We start from the raw sequence: 14,746 nt of genomic DNA on the forward strand, positions 1-14,746 counted from the left end.
TTGATGGACTTGAAAGCTTTTGGTCAATCGATTTAATAACAGGGAGTTATATATACTAATCATACAGAATAGATAGTAAAATATTTCTTCTTCAGAATTACATTTTTTATTAGTAAAACAATATACAAATTTTGTTTTACGGTAATAAGCTTTAAGCCATTTTGCTATTCAGGATAAGCTTAAAATAAAAAAACCCCTGACTAAAGGGGTTTTTTATGTCTTAGATAAGGCTTTTATCGTCTTCCCACTGCAAGGCGGTAAAGAATACCGATAATTGCAAGTACAAGTAGTATATGGATAAGGCTTCCTACGGCTTCACCAAAACCAAAATATCCTACCAGCCATCCTATAATAAGGATTACAACGATTAACCAGATTAAATCTCTCATAATAAGTGTTTTTAAAAGTTAGCTAGATTAAAATTAGGTAATAATTTTTGCATGTATTATTTAATTAAGAATACTTTAATAGTAAATGTTTTCTTAATAAAAACAATGGTCTAAATAAATGATAATAAGCAGGGGCAGTTATTTTTTAAATGGTTACTTTTGTAGTCCTTGTTTATTTAGAATTACTTACATGCAAACTCCCCGTAAGATTGCTGTAGTAGGATCCGGACTTGTGGGATCTCTGCTGGCAATATACCTTAAAAGAGCAGGCCATACAGTTCATGTTTATGACCGCAGTCCTGATATTAGGACAATTCAGTTTTCAGGACGTTCCATAAACCTGGCAATGTCAAACCGTGGCTGGAAAGCTCTTGACTATCTGGGGTTGGGAGACGAAATAAGGAAAATTGCCATACCAATGGATAAGCGGGCTATACATCTGGTGGATAAACCGCTCACTTTTCAGTACTACGGTAAGGATGGTGAAAGCATCTATTCTATATCAAGAGGTGTGCTCAACAGGAAAATGGTTACCCTGGCCGAGAATGAAGGTGTTGAATTCTTTTTTGATACAAAGGTTTGGGATGTAACGCTTGCTGAAGCAACATTGCATATAGGTGAAACCGAAAGAGGGGAGTGGCAGGATTTTAAGTATGATATGGTTTTTGGAGCTGACGGAGCTTTTTCACGGGTGCGCCACAGGATGCAGCGCCAAAATATGTTTAACTATTCTCAGGAATTTTTGCAATTAGGATATAAGGAGCTCAATATTCCTGCTAATGAGGATGGTACCCATAAATTAGATAAAAATTCCCTGCACATATGGCCCAGGCAGGATTTCATGCTGACAGCCCTGCCGAATTTAGACGGTAGTTTTACCTGTACCTTATTTATGCCTTTTACGGGAGAAAATTCTTTTGAGGCATTAAACGACAAGAAAACACTGCAGGATTTCTTTGCAAAATATTTTCCCAGTACGGTAGATGTTATACCAAAACTTGTTGAAGACTTTTTTAAGAATCCCACAAGTTCACTGGTAACTATGAAATGCTATCCCTGGACTTATCAGGATAAAGTAGCACTAATAGGTGATGCATGCCATGCTATAGTACCTTTTTACGGTCATGGTATGAATGCCGGTTTTGAAGATATAACCGTGCTGAACCAGTTAATGGAACAGTATGGGGACGATTGGTTATCTGTTTTCAGTGAGTATGAAAAAAGCCGTAAACCCAATGCAGACGCAATTGCAGAACTGTCGTACAGGAATTTTATGGAAATGAGCAGCAAAACTGCCGATTCAAAATTCCTGCTGCAAAAGAAGATTGAAAAATATTTCTCGGAAAAGTATCCTGACAAATGGCTACCGCTATACAGCCGCGTTACTTTTAGTGAGCGCCCCTATAGCGAGGCGCTGGCACTGGGCGACCACCAAAGGGATATTATGGAGGCAGTGATGCAGATGGAAAACATAGAGCAGGTTTGGAATAGCCCAGAAGTAGAAAATAAAATACTTGAGCTTTTAAATAACAAGCAATAAATATTTTATTCCCTGTGTACCTTATCAAGTGAAAACGCAGGCAAGCATACTGATATATATTCACAAGGTTCTGCAAAAGGGTTAGAATATTGGATTCTTGTACCTTTTTCAATTTTAATAGACTGGCCTGCTTCCAGGACTATTGCCTCATCGTTTATTATAAACTGTTTCCTGCCTTTTATTATATAAGTATATTCATCAAATTCGGGAGTTTGAAAGGGTTCGCTCCATCCCGGCGGTGCTGCCATGTGTGCTATTGATATATTTTTATCGCCATTTGAAGCGATTCCAAAATGCTCTTCTATTACTTTACCATCATTTGTAGGCACAATAAAAGGTGATTTCTGCACAAAAAAGTTTTTCATTTTTTCAAATTTTGAAAATAATTAAAGTAAAGCTGCGTTATTATACTTACCGCTATAGTTAATTTAAAATTTATTATGCGCGCACAATAAATTAATCTGTATTGTGTTATTTATAAGTAATCTTTATTAATTTAAAACAATTTATAATTTATAGTAGTCTTTATGTGAAATTTATAAAATAAATTTAATTAATCAAATAGTGGAAAAGGCTTAAATAATTGTGGCTTAACAATAAATTAACGTTAAGAATTGATAAAAAAAATCATTTTATTTTTTTTTATCTCCTAAAAAATTAAATTTGCCAATCTTATAATTTTAAGATTACACATAATAACTATTATTAAAATCAAGAAAAACTAAATTTAAAAAAAAATGGCAAACGCATCTATTCAGAAGGTTGAAAAAAAAGGTGATTCTAAAGGGTCAAATCTATTCGCTGTATTGGCTATTGTATTATGTTTGGTGATTGGTGCACTAGTATGGAAATATATAATGGGCCACCCTTCAAACTTTGAAAATAATGATCCAGAAGGGCATCCACTGCCTGGAAACTATCTTGGTATGGTTTACAAAGGTGGTTATGTAGTACCAGTGCTTATGGGACTATTTTTAATGTCGGTTGTGTTCTCTATCGAGCGTCTGTTCGTTATTAATAAAGCTGCCGGAAATGGAAATGTAGAAACTTTTGTAAAGAAAGTACAGGCTCAGATTAAAGCCGGAAACATTAATGAAGCGATTGCCGAGTGCGACAAGCAACAAGGTACTGTTGCCAATGTTGTTAAAGCGGGCTTATTGAAATATGAAGAAGTTAAGAGGGAAGGTTTTGACAGTGAAAGGGCTGAGGCTGCTATCCAGCAGGAAATAGAGGAGGCTACTTCTCTTGAGATGCCAATGCTTGAGAAAAACCTTGTTGTAATATCAACTCTTGTATCTATTGGTACACTATGTGGTCTATTAGGTACGGTAACAGGTATGATTAAAGCGTTCTCTGCTCTTGGCGCCGGTTCTACTCCAGACTCTGCACAGCTTGCAAACGGTATTTCTGAGGCGCTTATTAACACTGCAACAGGTATTGCAACTTCAACCCTTGCAATTATTGCATACAACTCATTTACAGCTAAAATCGACAAGCTTACTTACTCTATAGATGAGGCTGGTTACGCAATTACCCAAACTTACAGAAGGTTTAGGGCACGTGCTAACAACAATGCATAATTTTTAGATAAAAGTAAAAACAAAAAAATTAAGGTATGAAAGTGTGAGTAAATATACACTTTCAATACCTTGGTTATAAGCTAATAAAAAGTATAATGGCTAAAGTTAAAGTATCGAGAAGAAGTACAAGGATTGACATGACCGCAATGTGTGATGTGGCTTTCCTTTTGCTTTCATTCTTTATTATGACTGCTACTGCTAAGATGCCTGAGCCGCATCCTGTGGAAACACCTGCCTCTACTGTGCAAACCAAGCTGCCGGATGAAAACCTGGCAACTATAACAGTGGGCGATGAAAAAGTGTTTTTTACAGTGCTGGGTAAAGAGGTGCGTAGGGAAACGCTTAAAAAAATGGCAGACAGGTATAATGTAACCTTTACTGAACAGGAATATGAAGATTTTTCCAACATGCAGGGCTTTGGTGTGCCGCTTAATAAGTTAAGGGGGCTGCTGCAGCTTGAACCTGCTGAAAGGAATGCTGAAAATGTACAGGAAGGTATACCTTATGATTCAATAAATAACCAGCTTAAGGATTGGGTGCTTTCTGCAAGGGAAGCAGCTAAGGCTGTTGATTATAAAGACCTTGACATTGCTATAAAAGGCGATGCAGATGAGGATTATACAACGGTAAAGAGGGTTATTGATATACTGCAGGAGCAAAAGAAGAACAGGTTCTTCCTTGTTACCGGCTTAAGAGATGAAGATTTTTAATATTATAAAAACATAATATAAATGGCAGAATTAAATACCGGCGGCGATGGTGGCAAAGGCGGCAAGGTAAGAAGTAAAAAGATGAATCCGGGGGTTGACCTTACCGCGATGGTGGATTTGGCATTCCTTTTGATTACATTCTTTATGCTTACTACATCATTGTCAAAGCCCCAGTCGATGAACCTGGCAATGCCGGATAAAGAAAAAGATCCAACTCAGGAGCAGAATATGGATGTGCCGGACGACAGGACTATGACCATATTAATGGGTAAAGATAACTCCCTGCTTTGGTTTTTAGGACAGTTTACAGAGCCACTTGTTCCGCCAACTGAAGCCAAATATGGTAAGGATGGTATCCGCCAGGCACTTTTACAAAGGATTGCCGGAGTTGAAGCGGCCTATAAAGGACAGACAGATAAAGACGGCAAACAACCGGGATTGATAGTTATTATTAAACCAAGCGATAAAACCAACTATAAAAACCTGGTTGATATACTTGATGAAATGGCAATTACCAATGTACAGCTTTATGCTATTGGTGATATATCAGAACCTGAAATTCAACTGTTAGAGGAAAAAGGAATGTATTAATTCCTTTAGCTGCTAACCAAAATATAAGGATTATGTCAAAGTTAAACATATATGATAAAGAGTGGAATGATATGGTGTTTGAAGGCCGTAACAAAAGTTATGGTGCCTACAAACTTCGTACAGAAAATACAAAAACCACTTTTAAAGCTTTATTCATAGGTGCTTTGCTTTTCGTGGCTATTGTAGGAATACCTAAAATATACGAAGCAGTAAATTCACTTGTGGCTAAAAAAGAGCCGGAATCGCTTGATAAGGTTATACAGGTTGTAGATTTACCGCCTCCGCCTAAAGAAGAGCTTCCGCCGCCACCGCCACCGCCACCGGTACAGGAGCAAAGGCAGGCACCAAAATCTTTGGTTGAAGAGGTTAAGTTTAAGCCGCTTGAAGTAAAGAAAAAAGAAGAAGTGGTTGAAGAACCGCCAAGGACTGAACAGTTTAAAGAAGCTGACCCAAGCTCCAGGAATGCTGAAGCAAGCCCTACGGGAGATATTAATATTGGTGTGCCTGCAGGTGACCTTGATAAAGGTGTGGAACCTATAGATAACAGTATTTATAATTCAGCAGGGTTACAGGTTCAGCCGGAGTTTCCTGGTGGTATGAAAGCATTTTACGAATATGTAAACAAAAATTTCAGGATACCAGATATAGACCAGAATATGACTGCAAGGATTTACGTTTCTTTCGTTGTTGAAAAAGACGGCAGCCTTTCAGCTATTAAGGTTTTAAGGGATCCTGGATATGGAATGGGTAAAGAAGCCGAGCGTGTATTAAAATCGCTTAAGAAAAAATGGCAGCCGGGTGTACAAAACGGTAAGCCTGTCAGGGCATCTTTCAACCTTCCTATTACTATAAACATAAGGTCGTAGTGACGAAACAGAGGATGTTTTCACAAAGAAATTCCCATAACAACAAGCAGAAATCGCCCGTACAGCGATTTCTGTTCGTTTTTGGTATGGTCTTCTTTTTAATGTATCTGGTGCTTGGCCTAATGATTATTTTCTGGAAGGAAATACCATTGGCTATATCACCTGCGGGAAGATATACATTTGGCGGCCTGCTAATTATATATTCTTTTATAAGATTTGTAAGGTTGCTTAATAAAAACAAAGAGAATAATGAATAAATTAGTTATTGCTTTGGCAGGCATATTCTTTTTAATTTCCTGCAGGAATGATAAGAAAGCAGAGGATAAGCCTGTAGAGGAAACACTTACCTCCGGTAGTATAGTTTTACTTACCGACAATACTCTTCAGCCTATTGTTGATGATGTGCTTACCATTTTTCACAGTGTGTATGACAGGGCGAATATCAAACAGATTAATAAGGATGAGGCAGAAATTATAAACCTGCTGTCAAAAGATAGTGCAGCTGTAGCTGTGTTACCTAGAAAACTTACTGCTGAAGAAGAAAATCACTTTCTTAAAAGAAAGATTACACCCCGTATCAGCCAGTTTGGCTTTGATGCTGTTGCACTTATAACCAATAAACAATCTACCGATACTATTATAAACCTTGAGGATATTTATAATATTCTGCGGGGTAATGAATCATCATTGAAAAGTAAACTGGTTTTTGATAATCCTAGTTCCAGTACTGTACAATACCTGCTGGCTAAAGCAGGCGTTACAAAAGTCCCGGAAAGGAATATCTACTCTTTACAATCAACCGAAGAGGTTGTAAAATATGTTCATGACAATAAAGATGTTGTGGGTATAATTGGGCTTAACTGGCTGTTGCAGCCCCCAGCTTCCCTGTCCGAATATGTAGAAAATATTAAGGTTATGGGAGTAAAAAATGTTAAAGCAGAAGAAAATTCGGATAAATACTATAAACCCAGTCAGCGTAACCTGGGCCTGGGATTATACCCCTTAACGCGCAGCCTGTATGTGTTAAATTACCAGGGCAAAAATGGTTTAGGCATGGGTTTTGCCACATACATAGGGGGTACTGAAGGACAGCGTATAATTTTAAAATCAGGCTTATTGCCGGTTATGATCCCTACCCGGGAAATAGCTGTCCGCAAAGAATTAGAAACTACTGAATAATTAATATAAAAAAAGGAGATTGAAATGAAACAAGTAAAATTCCTTGGTTTATCATTATTGTTAGCCACTGCAGTAAGCGCCCAAAGCGTTGATGAGGCTAAAAAGGCTATAGATGCCGAACAATACCAAAAAGCCAAAAACACCTTAAAAAAACTAATTACTGAAAACCCGGATGAAGGAAAAAATTATTTTCTTATGGGCGATGTATATTTAAAACAAAGCGAGCCGGATTCCGCACTTTTTTACTTTAGTAAAGGTAAAAATGTAAAAAGGGATGCAGAATACAATACCATAGGGCTTGGCCATATAGACCTAAATAATGGCAATGCCGCGGCAGCAAATGCAAAGTTTAAAGCTGTTGAAGATGATTTAAGAAGAAAAGATGTTGACCAGCTTATATATATAGGCCGTGCTTACATTGAATCGGAAAATCCAGATTACAAAAAAGCAATTGCCGTTTTGAATAAGGCAATTGAAAAAGACGATAAAAATGCTCAGGCTTACCTTAGCTTAGGTGATGCTTATTATGGCGACAGGAACCAAAATGAAGCTTACAGGGCTTACCGTAATGCTTTCCAATTGGATAATTCTGTATTGAGGGCTAAGCTTCAGCTTGGCGTTATTACCAAAAATACGAGGGCTGCTTTTCCTGAAGCTGTTAAAGCTTTTGATGCTATTATAGCTACTAATCCTAATTATGGGCCTGTTTACAGGGAACTTGCCGAAACCTATTATTTATGGGCAAATACCGATACGGCAAAATACAATGAGTATATTAAAAAGGCTTTAGGCTATTATGAAAAGTATATGTCGCTTACAGATTACTCGCTTAATTCACGTATGAGGCATGCTGATTTCCTTGTATTGGCCAGGGATTATAAAGCTCTTGAAGCCGAGGCACAAAAAATGCAGCAGTTGGATAAAGTTAACCCAAGGATATTGCGTTACCTTTCTTATTCGGCATACGAAAACGGTAATTATGAAGCCAGCTTAAAAGCAATGAAGGAGTTTATGGCTAAAGTTGATGCTAACCGTTTAATTGCAAGGGATTATCTTTATCTTGGACTTGCAAAGCTTGCTTCAACAATCGGAACAGATGAGCAGGGAAATTCTGTTGTTACAGACCAGGTGGTTTTTGATGAAGCTATTAATGATATAAAAACAGCAGCCGAGAAGGATATTGATATTACGAATGAATTTAACGCTATCGGTAAAAAGCTGTTCTCTCAAAAACTATATGGGCCTGCCTCTGTAGTGTTTGAAGTGGCTGTATCAAATCCTGAAAACAGGAATTTGTTTTATGACAATTTCTACCTTGCGTACTCAATTTATTTTGACCACGTAAATAAATCAGAAGAAGACAAAGCTAATAATATTGAAAGGCTTAAAATTGCAAGCAATGCGCTTGATAAAGTAATTGAACTTTCATCTCAGGCACAGGATGCTTACCTGTACAAAGCAAGGATAAACCAAAATATAAAAACAGATGAGGCTTACCAGAAAATGGCAAAGGCTTATGATGAATATATAGCTATGGTTACTGCTTTAGGTCAGGCAGAGGTTGAAAAAAATAAGGCTAACCTTATAGAGGCTTACTCTAATGCCGGTGCTTATTATGCTGTTACTGATAAAGCCAAGGCTAAAGACTATTTTACTAAAGCTTTACAGCTTGACCCGAATGATGAATATGCTAAAAGCGAATTAAAAAGGCTGCAATAATATAGCCGGATAAATTACTAAAGCCGCCTGCATGGGCGGCTTTTTTATATCAGTAAAAAGTGTATTAATTATATTGTATCTTTGCCAGCCATTTGGGTAACAGGATTTAAAATGTTGAAGACGGAAATACAATTAGCAGTCGAAAAAGGAGAGATGCTTCCGCTGATGGAAGAGTTTTATACCATACAGGGTGAGGGTTTCCACACTGGTACGGCTGCTTACTTTATAAGGGTGGGCGGTTGTGATGTGGGATGCCACTGGTGTGATGTTAAGGAAAGCTGGAATGCGGAACTGCACCCGCCAACAGGCATTGCTGCTATTGCTGCCAATGCTGCAAAGTATGCCCATACCATAGTGGTTACAGGAGGAGAGCCTTTAATGTGGGATATGGCTCCGCTTACAGCTAAACTTAAAGATCATAACCTTAAAATACACATTGAAACATCAGGTGCTTATGCTTTTTCAGGCAGTTGGGACTGGATATGCCTGTCTCCAAAAAAAACAAAGCTACCTGTGGATGAAGCCTATGAAAAAGCAGATGAACTTAAGGTGATTATACATAATAAGCACGATTTTATATTTGCCGAAGAACAGGCAGCCAAAGTAAATGATAATGCTGTTTTATTCCTTCAGCCGGAGTGGAGTAAAAAAGAACAAATGACACCATTAATTGTAGATTATGTGATGGAAAATCCAAAATGGCGTGTATCTTTACAAACGCATAAATATCTTAATATACCATAATTTAAAAAATTAACAACATGAAAAAAGTTTTACTTGCATTTGCATTTCTTTTAGTGGCACAGATTGGATCGGCACAAGCAAATTCAGAATTTAAAAAAGATGTTTTAAAGTACATTGAGCTAAGCGGTGTTGCTGCTACTTATGAAAAACTTGTTGATCAGTTTTCACAAAGCATCCCTGCCGAAAAGCAGGCTGAGTTTAAAAAGGAAATAAAAACATCTATAAACGGACTTGTTGATAAAACTGCAGACCTTTATATGAAAGAATTGAGCCACGAGGATATTAAAGCTGCAATAAAGTTTTATGAAAGCCCTTCTGGCAAGAAAATAAGTGCACTTACACAATCTGATTCATTTATGGAGAAAGCACAAAGCCTTGGACAGGAGTGGGGTATGAGTGTTCAGGGAATAATGATGAAATACATGCAGTAATAGTAATACTGATAAAAAAGCCGGCATTAATGCCGGCTTTTTTGTTTTATAAGGTTAAGGAGGCCAGGTAATCATAATGGCTGCCCTCCATAATGAGCCTGCATTTTAGCCCGTTGGCATAGGCTGCATTCTGTAGGGTGTTATAATCAATGTACATCCAGTTAAAAGGTTCTTCTGTTTCACCTTTATAGCTTACTTTAAATTCTACCTCTCCATAATAGCTTGTGTCAGCAGGTATCCATTTTCCACCATCTTCATCTTCGTCAAACATATATATAATGTCTGATGAATCAAGTAATATTTTGCCGCCGGTATTTAAAAGCGATTTGAGTTTTTGCAAAAAGGCAGTAAGGTTATTAAGCCTGCCGCACATTCCGGCACCATTCATTAATAAAAGTATGGTGTCAAATTTTTCATCTTCAATGGCCATTACATTTAAGCAGCGGGCATCTTTAATGCCCCGAAGCTTGCAGGTTTCAATGGCGTTAGCAGATATATCTATAGCGGTAACATCCATTTTCTTCTCATTTTGCAGGTACAGGCTATGGCTGCCGGCCCCACAACCTACATCAAGTACCCGCCCTGTACAAAGGTTTAAGGCTTTTTGTTCAATAGCCGGCATTTCTTTAAAATTCCTGAAAAGGTAGGCTACACTCATTTCATCTGCTTCAGATATAGAAGTTTCGGTTATAAGGTTTTCAGGGTTGTTGCCGGTTTGATAATCCAGCATGGCTTTGCCAAAAAGGTCTTTCATGTTTTATTAAAGTTTAATTACTACCAAAGTAAAACTTACCTTTGCAATAAAATAAGGTTAAGGTGGAGCAGATTTTAAATAACCTTGGCAGGATGGCCAAAGATAAGCATAACGAGAACAAAAAATTTTTTGACAGGCTGAAAAAGAAAACGCCTAAAAATTTAGATTACGTTATGCAGGAACTGCATGAAAATGAGTTTAAAAAAACGGATTGCCTGAAATGTGCCAATTGCTGTAAAACTACAGGGCCACTATTTACTACTGTTGATATTGAAAGGATAGCAAAACATTTAAGGATGAAGCCGCAGCAGTTTACAGATAAGTACCTGCGCATAGATGAAGATAATGATTATGTACTGCAAAACCTGCCATGTAATTTTTTGGACGCAGAAAATTATTGCCTTATTTATGATGTGCGCCCAAAAGCGTGCCGCGAGTTCCCGCACACTGACAGGAAGAAGTTTCAGCAGATAAGTAACCTTACCTTAAAAAATGTTGCCATTTGCCCTGCTGCCTATAACATTGTAGAAGAAATGAAAAAGAAATTGCCGATATGAGATACCGCAGCAAAATTGACTGGTGGCTGTTGCTGATTGTATTCATTCCTATGGGGTGGCCGGTGATTGAAGGCATTATAACGGGTGATTTAACACTTACACTTATTTTTATCGTGGCAAATGCCCTGCTTGTTTGGATGTTTGCCAGCACATATTATACTATTAATGGCAATATGCTGATAATTCGTTGTGGCTTTTTCGGGAGGCAGAAAATTGCCATAGGTGATATAACCTGTGTAAAAACGACAAGCAATCCGCTTAGTGCACCTGCATTATCATTAAAAAGGCTGGAAATAAAATATGGCAGGAATTATGACTATGCCCTTGTATCACCTGTCCGTAAAGACGAATTTGTTGAACACCTGCTTAAAATTAATCCTGATATACAGGTAACTATTTAGCAATACTGGTATTTCGTTTTTTTGTAGATTTAACCGTTAAATTTTTATCGGATGAAAACCATAAAAAGGCTGTTTGTTATATATATACTTTCGCTTATTATAGCTTCGGCAGTATTATTTATAAACCGGGATATTGTAGTTTCCGGGTGGGATGATAAATTGTTTGAAGTAGCCTTTTTATCATTACCGGTATTTGTAGTTTTATTATTGCTTTATACAATAAGCAAGATATTGCTGAAAACTTCCAGGGCGATACAAAATAAAAATAAAAGGCCTTCCCGACCGGAAGACCTTAATAAACTGTAATTAAGCCGCAACCTCTTCTTCCGGGTGATGCTTTAAACCTTCAACTAGGCTTTCAATACCTTTAATTTTATCTTCAATATAATCAAGTAAACCTTCAATTTTATCTTTAAGGTCGTTAAGGTAATCTATAGCTTCATCTATGTAGCCTTTTACCCTGTCTATAAATTCCAGTACATATTGAATAACGTTGTCTATTGTTTCTGTAATATTCATGGCTTTTGTATTAAATTGTTTAGTACACGAAAATTACAAAACAGCTTTGTCAACTAAAAAGACTTTGTCAAAATATTAAGAAATAACTATTCCGGGTAAATCAGGTATTTTTTCCGTACCTGTTTAAAATTGTTTAATCCGGGCTGCCAGGTTTTCCTTATTTCTATTTCACTTACTCCTGCTTCAATCTGTTCCTGTAGTTTTCTAGTTCCTGCAAGTTTTGTAAAAAACGGAATAAAGAATTTGGTTTTATCTGTAGTTTCATTATAGGCCTTAATCAGCCATTTTAATTCCAGCCTGTTTACTTTTTCAATAGCTGAAAGGTCTTCACCGTAACAGGTAATGCCTTTATGTGGCGGCTCTTTGGCTCCTTCGTTAGGCATAGGCGTAAAGCTATAGCCTTGTTTTGGCAGCAAAGGCGAGCCATAAACCTGAAATTGTTTGTTAGTTCCCCTTCCCACACTTACATTGGTTCCTTCAAAAAAGCAGAGGCTGGCATATAAATTAATAGCCTGTGCATTTGGTAAGTTAGGTGAAGGTTTTACAGGGAGGTTATATTCCATATACCTCTCATAATTTAAACAAGGTATAACAGTAAGCTTGCACTGTATTCCATTTTTCAGCCATCTTTCGCCATTTATCATTTTTGCACATTCGCCAATTGTCATGCCATGTAAAACAGGTATGGGGTGCATACCCACAAAGCTGCTGTATTCTTTTTCCAGTACAGGCCCGTCAATAATACCACCGTTAGGGTTTGGCCTGTCTAAAACTACCACCGGAATGTTATTCTCTGCACACGCTTCCATAACATAATGCAAAGATGATATATAAGTATAAAAGCGTGCGCCTACATCCTGCAGGTCGAACACCATAATATCAATATTTTTTAATTGATCAGGTTTCGGCTTTTTGTTGTTGCCATAAAGGGAGATAATTGGCAGGCCAGTTTGTGTATCCCTGCCGTCCTTTATTAGCTCACCGGCATCGGCAGTTCCGCGAAAGCCATGTTCAGGCGCAAAAATTGTGGTTACATTATTATGCCCTTTTAGTAAGAAGTCTACAATACTTATGGTATCTGTTGCATATGCAGGCTCATCTTCTCCCGCTTCATTTGTAGAAGTATATCTGTAAGTAAAAGGTATAATTCCGGTTTGGTTAGTTACTACGCCTATTTTTTTGCCTTCGAGTAAAGCGGAGTATGCCTCAAAATTTTCGGCCCCTGTTTTAATTGGGGTGTTCTCCTTATATATAGGATTTGTCCTGAGCTGATTCTCTTTGGCTGAGATTATCGGGATACGAGCTTTTTGCCGACTCGCCGAATTTCCGCAAGCAGCCATTAATAGTATTGAGAATAAAAATGTATTTTTGAAAAACGAAAAAGATACCATATACCTTTGAATTTAGAATATTTTATAGCCCGCAGGCTGGTTACTGCCAAAAATCATAAAAGTAGTATATCTGCCCCAATAATAAAAATAGCCATAATTGCCATTGCCATAGGCGTTATAATGATGGTAATTGCCGTGGCTACAGGTGTAGGGTTGCAGGAAAAAATAAGGGAAAAAGTTTCGGCATTCAACGGGCACGTTATTATTTCCGCTTTTGATGATAACCAGTCAGAGGTTAGTGTTGCGCCGCTTTCCATTCACCAGGATTTTTATCCGGAATTTACATCTGTTAAAGGGGTAAGCCATATTCAGGCTGTAGCTGCAAAAGCGGGGATTATACGTACTGAAGAAACTTTTGAAGGTATTATTTTTAAAGGTGTAGGTAAAGAGTATAAATGGGATAACCTTCAGGAGTATATGGTTTCGGGTAGGGTTCCGAAATTGAAAGGGAACCTTAATGCCGAAGTTGTTATATCAAAATACCTGGCGGACAGGCTTAAACTTAAGGTTGGCGATAAGTTCAATACTTACTTTATGAAGGAGGAAGCTAACAGTATGCCTAATATACGTGTGTTTGAATTGGTGGGTATATATAATTCCGGGTTTCAGGAGTTTGATGCCACCTATGTACTGGGCGACATACGCCATGTGCAGCGAATTAATAAATGGCGGAATGGTGAAGTTGGGGCTTTTGAGGTTTTTGTAAATGACTTTAGTAAGCTGAACGAAATAGGGGAAGAGATTTATGCCGCCATACCCCCCACACTGGAAAGCCGTACTATAGAGGAGCAATATTACAGTATTTTTGAATGGCTTAAATTGTTTGACTTTAATATTATACTTATAATTATAATAATGATTATAGTAGGGACTATAAATATGGTGGTAGCTTTGCTCGTCCTTATATTAGAGCGCACCCAAATGATAGGTTTGCTAAAAGCGTTGGGAACAACAAACTGGTCAGTACGTAAAATATTTTTATATAATGCCGCTTATTTAATTATTAAGGGCCTGCTTTGGGGCAACGCTATCAGTTTAGGATTGCTGTTTATCCAGAAATATTTTGAAGTTATTAAACTTCCTCCCGAAAATTATTATGTAACCGTAGCACCGGTGGTTATAGATGTGCCTGCAATTTTACTAATTAATGCAGGAACAATAATAATATGTACATTATTATTACTTATCCCATCCTATATAATTACTAAAATTTCACCTGTTAAGGCACTTCGTTTTGATTGATTTTTATTTTAAAAGGAAAACTGCTAAAAAAAACTTAATTTTTTTTCATTTGCAAAGCTGTAGTTTTCAGCGGTTTATTTTTCGGGATAAAAAAACATTAAAAAAACCCCTGAAATAAATTTGGAAAAGCGGT

Annotated in this window: 19 protein-coding genes; 14 read left to right on the forward strand and 5 right to left on the reverse strand. The window is 37.4% G+C overall.

The window, feature by feature from the left end; translation table 11 throughout:
• Positions 1–233: 233 nt before the first annotated feature.
• Positions 234–389, reverse strand: a complete 156-nt coding sequence (locus GSF09_RS03710; protein ID WP_159799591.1) for a lmo0937 family membrane protein — start codon at positions 387–389, stop codon at positions 234–236.
• Between the two features lie 190 nt (positions 390–579).
• Between GSF09_RS03710 and GSF09_RS03715 the strand changes: the two genes are divergently transcribed.
• Positions 580–1,929 carry an NAD(P)/FAD-dependent oxidoreductase gene (locus tag GSF09_RS03715; RefSeq protein WP_159799592.1) on the forward strand — a complete coding sequence of 450 codons (1,350 nt, stop codon included), beginning with the start codon at positions 580–582 and terminating at the stop codon, positions 1,927–1,929.
• A 5-nt stretch (positions 1,930–1,934) separates the two neighbouring features.
• Here the strand turns inward: GSF09_RS03715 and GSF09_RS03720 are convergent, their stop codons facing one another.
• Positions 1,935–2,294 (reverse strand): cupin domain-containing protein, encoded by a 360-nt coding sequence (locus GSF09_RS03720; RefSeq protein WP_159799593.1) that lies wholly within the window; start codon positions 2,292–2,294, stop codon positions 1,935–1,937.
• A gap of 372 nt (positions 2,295–2,666) precedes the next feature.
• Here GSF09_RS03720 and GSF09_RS03725 point away from each other — a divergent pair, with 372 nt between their 5' ends.
• The 9 genes from GSF09_RS03725 to GSF09_RS03765 all read left to right on the forward strand — a co-directional run bounded on the left by GSF09_RS03725 (position 2,667) and on the right by GSF09_RS03765 (position 9,749).
• Positions 2,667–3,509: a MotA/TolQ/ExbB proton channel family protein gene (locus tag GSF09_RS03725; RefSeq protein ID WP_159799594.1), complete on the forward strand. Its 843-nt coding sequence runs from the start codon at positions 2,667–2,669 to the stop codon at positions 3,507–3,509.
• Between the two features lie 95 nt (positions 3,510–3,604).
• Complete coding sequence (locus tag GSF09_RS03730) at positions 3,605–4,219, forward strand: biopolymer transporter ExbD (RefSeq protein ID WP_159799595.1); 615 nt, start codon at positions 3,605–3,607, stop codon at positions 4,217–4,219.
• A 21-nt stretch (positions 4,220–4,240) separates the two neighbouring features.
• On the forward strand, positions 4,241–4,810 hold the full coding sequence (locus GSF09_RS03735) for a biopolymer transporter ExbD (protein ID WP_159799596.1): 570 nt from the start codon (positions 4,241–4,243) through the stop codon (positions 4,808–4,810).
• Positions 4,811–4,842: 32 nt separating this feature from the next.
• Complete coding sequence (locus GSF09_RS03740) at positions 4,843–5,676, forward strand: energy transducer TonB (protein ID WP_159799597.1); 834 nt, start codon at positions 4,843–4,845, stop codon at positions 5,674–5,676.
• Positions 5,676–5,933 carry a hypothetical protein gene (locus GSF09_RS03745; RefSeq protein WP_236564844.1) on the forward strand — a complete coding sequence of 86 codons (258 nt, stop codon included), beginning with the start codon at positions 5,676–5,678 and terminating at the stop codon, positions 5,931–5,933. Before GSF09_RS03740 ends, GSF09_RS03745 begins: the two co-directional genes overlap by 1 nt.
• Positions 5,926–6,855, forward strand: coding sequence for a PstS family phosphate ABC transporter substrate-binding protein (locus GSF09_RS03750; RefSeq protein ID WP_159799598.1), 930 nt, complete (start codon positions 5,926–5,928; stop codon positions 6,853–6,855). The genes GSF09_RS03745 and GSF09_RS03750 overlap by 8 nt, the downstream gene beginning before the upstream one ends.
• Before the next feature lie 24 nt (positions 6,856–6,879).
• Positions 6,880–8,574, forward strand: a complete 1,695-nt coding sequence (locus GSF09_RS03755; RefSeq protein WP_159799599.1) for a tetratricopeptide repeat protein — start codon at positions 6,880–6,882, stop codon at positions 8,572–8,574.
• A gap of 111 nt (positions 8,575–8,685) precedes the next feature.
• Complete coding sequence (locus tag GSF09_RS03760; RefSeq protein WP_159799600.1) at positions 8,686–9,318, forward strand: 7-carboxy-7-deazaguanine synthase QueE; 633 nt, start codon at positions 8,686–8,688, stop codon at positions 9,316–9,318.
• A 17-nt stretch (positions 9,319–9,335) separates the two neighbouring features.
• Positions 9,336–9,749, forward strand: coding sequence for a DUF2059 domain-containing protein (locus tag GSF09_RS03765; RefSeq protein WP_159799601.1), 414 nt, complete (start codon positions 9,336–9,338; stop codon positions 9,747–9,749).
• 46 nt (positions 9,750–9,795) lie between these two features.
• Here the strand turns inward: GSF09_RS03765 and GSF09_RS03770 are convergent, their stop codons facing one another.
• A complete protein-coding gene (locus GSF09_RS03770; RefSeq protein WP_159799602.1) occupies positions 9,796–10,503 on the reverse strand; it encodes a bifunctional 2-polyprenyl-6-hydroxyphenol methylase/3-demethylubiquinol 3-O-methyltransferase UbiG in 708 nt (235 codons plus the stop codon).
• A 92-nt stretch (positions 10,504–10,595) separates the two neighbouring features.
• Between GSF09_RS03770 and GSF09_RS03775 the strand changes: the two genes are divergently transcribed.
• The 3 genes from GSF09_RS03775 to GSF09_RS03785 are packed head-to-tail and all read left to right on the forward strand — an operon-like array spanning position 10,596 to position 11,767.
• Positions 10,596–11,060: a YkgJ family cysteine cluster protein gene (locus GSF09_RS03775; RefSeq protein ID WP_370515976.1), complete on the forward strand. Its 465-nt coding sequence runs from the start codon at positions 10,596–10,598 to the stop codon at positions 11,058–11,060.
• The gene (locus GSF09_RS03780) at positions 11,057–11,461 is read left to right on the forward strand and encodes a PH domain-containing protein (RefSeq protein ID WP_159799604.1); all 405 of its coding nucleotides are present in this window, start codon (positions 11,057–11,059) and stop codon (positions 11,459–11,461) included. Before GSF09_RS03775 ends, GSF09_RS03780 begins: the two co-directional genes overlap by 4 nt.
• Positions 11,462–11,512: 51 nt before the next feature.
• Positions 11,513–11,767 carry a hypothetical protein gene (locus GSF09_RS03785; protein ID WP_159799605.1) on the forward strand — a complete coding sequence of 85 codons (255 nt, stop codon included), beginning with the start codon at positions 11,513–11,515 and terminating at the stop codon, positions 11,765–11,767.
• Here GSF09_RS03785 and GSF09_RS03790 read toward each other — a convergent pair whose 3' ends face one another.
• Both GSF09_RS03790 and GSF09_RS03795 read right to left on the reverse strand, forming a co-directional pair.
• Positions 11,768–11,980: a hypothetical protein gene (locus GSF09_RS03790; RefSeq protein ID WP_159799606.1), complete on the reverse strand. Its 213-nt coding sequence runs from the start codon at positions 11,978–11,980 to the stop codon at positions 11,768–11,770.
• A gap of 86 nt (positions 11,981–12,066) precedes the next feature.
• A complete protein-coding gene (locus tag GSF09_RS03795) occupies positions 12,067–13,371 on the reverse strand; it encodes an exo-beta-N-acetylmuramidase NamZ domain-containing protein (protein ID WP_159799607.1) in 1,305 nt (434 codons plus the stop codon).
• A gap of 6 nt (positions 13,372–13,377) precedes the next feature.
• On the opposite strand from GSF09_RS03795, the gene GSF09_RS03800 reads away from it, so the two are divergent.
• Complete coding sequence (locus GSF09_RS03800) at positions 13,378–14,613, forward strand: ABC transporter permease (RefSeq protein ID WP_159799608.1); 1,236 nt, start codon at positions 13,378–13,380, stop codon at positions 14,611–14,613.
• Positions 14,614–14,746: the final 133 nt, after the last annotated feature.

Source organism: Flavobacterium sp. MK4S-17, from assembly GCF_009848495.1.
Lineage (GTDB): Bacteria > Bacteroidota > Bacteroidia > Flavobacteriales > Flavobacteriaceae > Flavobacterium.

Excerpts from the sequence above, each read along its gene's own strand:
- GSF09_RS03720 (WP_159799593.1), bottom strand. The coding sequence starts at position 2,294 with ATGAAAAACTTTTTTGTGCAGAAATCACCTTTTATTGTGCCTACAAAT.
- GSF09_RS03715 (WP_159799592.1), top strand. The coding sequence starts at position 580 with ATGCAAACTCCCCGTAAGATTGCTGTAGTAGGATCCGGACTTGTGGGA.
- GSF09_RS03740 (WP_159799597.1), top strand. The coding sequence starts at position 4,843 with ATGTCAAAGTTAAACATATATGATAAAGAGTGGAATGATATGGTGTTT.
- GSF09_RS03750 (WP_159799598.1), top strand. The coding sequence starts at position 5,926 with ATGAATAAATTAGTTATTGCTTTGGCAGGCATATTCTTTTTAATTTCC.
- GSF09_RS03730 (WP_159799595.1), top strand. The coding sequence starts at position 3,605 with ATGGCTAAAGTTAAAGTATCGAGAAGAAGTACAAGGATTGACATGACC.
- GSF09_RS03760 (WP_159799600.1), top strand. The coding sequence starts at position 8,686 with ATGTTGAAGACGGAAATACAATTAGCAGTCGAAAAAGGAGAGATGCTT.
- GSF09_RS03725 (WP_159799594.1), top strand. The coding sequence starts at position 2,667 with ATGGCAAACGCATCTATTCAGAAGGTTGAAAAAAAAGGTGATTCTAAA.
- GSF09_RS03790 (WP_159799606.1), bottom strand. The coding sequence starts at position 11,980 with ATGAATATTACAGAAACAATAGACAACGTTATTCAATATGTACTGGAA.
- GSF09_RS03785 (WP_159799605.1), top strand. The coding sequence starts at position 11,513 with ATGAAAACCATAAAAAGGCTGTTTGTTATATATATACTTTCGCTTATT.
- GSF09_RS03735 (WP_159799596.1), top strand. The coding sequence starts at position 4,241 with ATGGCAGAATTAAATACCGGCGGCGATGGTGGCAAAGGCGGCAAGGTA.
- GSF09_RS03775 (WP_370515976.1), top strand. The coding sequence starts at position 10,596 with ATGGCCAAAGATAAGCATAACGAGAACAAAAAATTTTTTGACAGGCTG.
- GSF09_RS03795 (WP_159799607.1), bottom strand. The coding sequence starts at position 13,371 with ATGGTATCTTTTTCGTTTTTCAAAAATACATTTTTATTCTCAATACTA.
- GSF09_RS03770 (WP_159799602.1), bottom strand. The coding sequence starts at position 10,503 with ATGAAAGACCTTTTTGGCAAAGCCATGCTGGATTATCAAACCGGCAAC.
- GSF09_RS03710 (WP_159799591.1), bottom strand. The coding sequence starts at position 389 with ATGAGAGATTTAATCTGGTTAATCGTTGTAATCCTTATTATAGGATGG.
- GSF09_RS03755 (WP_159799599.1), top strand. The coding sequence starts at position 6,880 with ATGAAACAAGTAAAATTCCTTGGTTTATCATTATTGTTAGCCACTGCA.
- GSF09_RS03765 (WP_159799601.1), top strand. The coding sequence starts at position 9,336 with ATGAAAAAAGTTTTACTTGCATTTGCATTTCTTTTAGTGGCACAGATT.
- GSF09_RS03780 (WP_159799604.1), top strand. The coding sequence starts at position 11,057 with ATGAGATACCGCAGCAAAATTGACTGGTGGCTGTTGCTGATTGTATTC.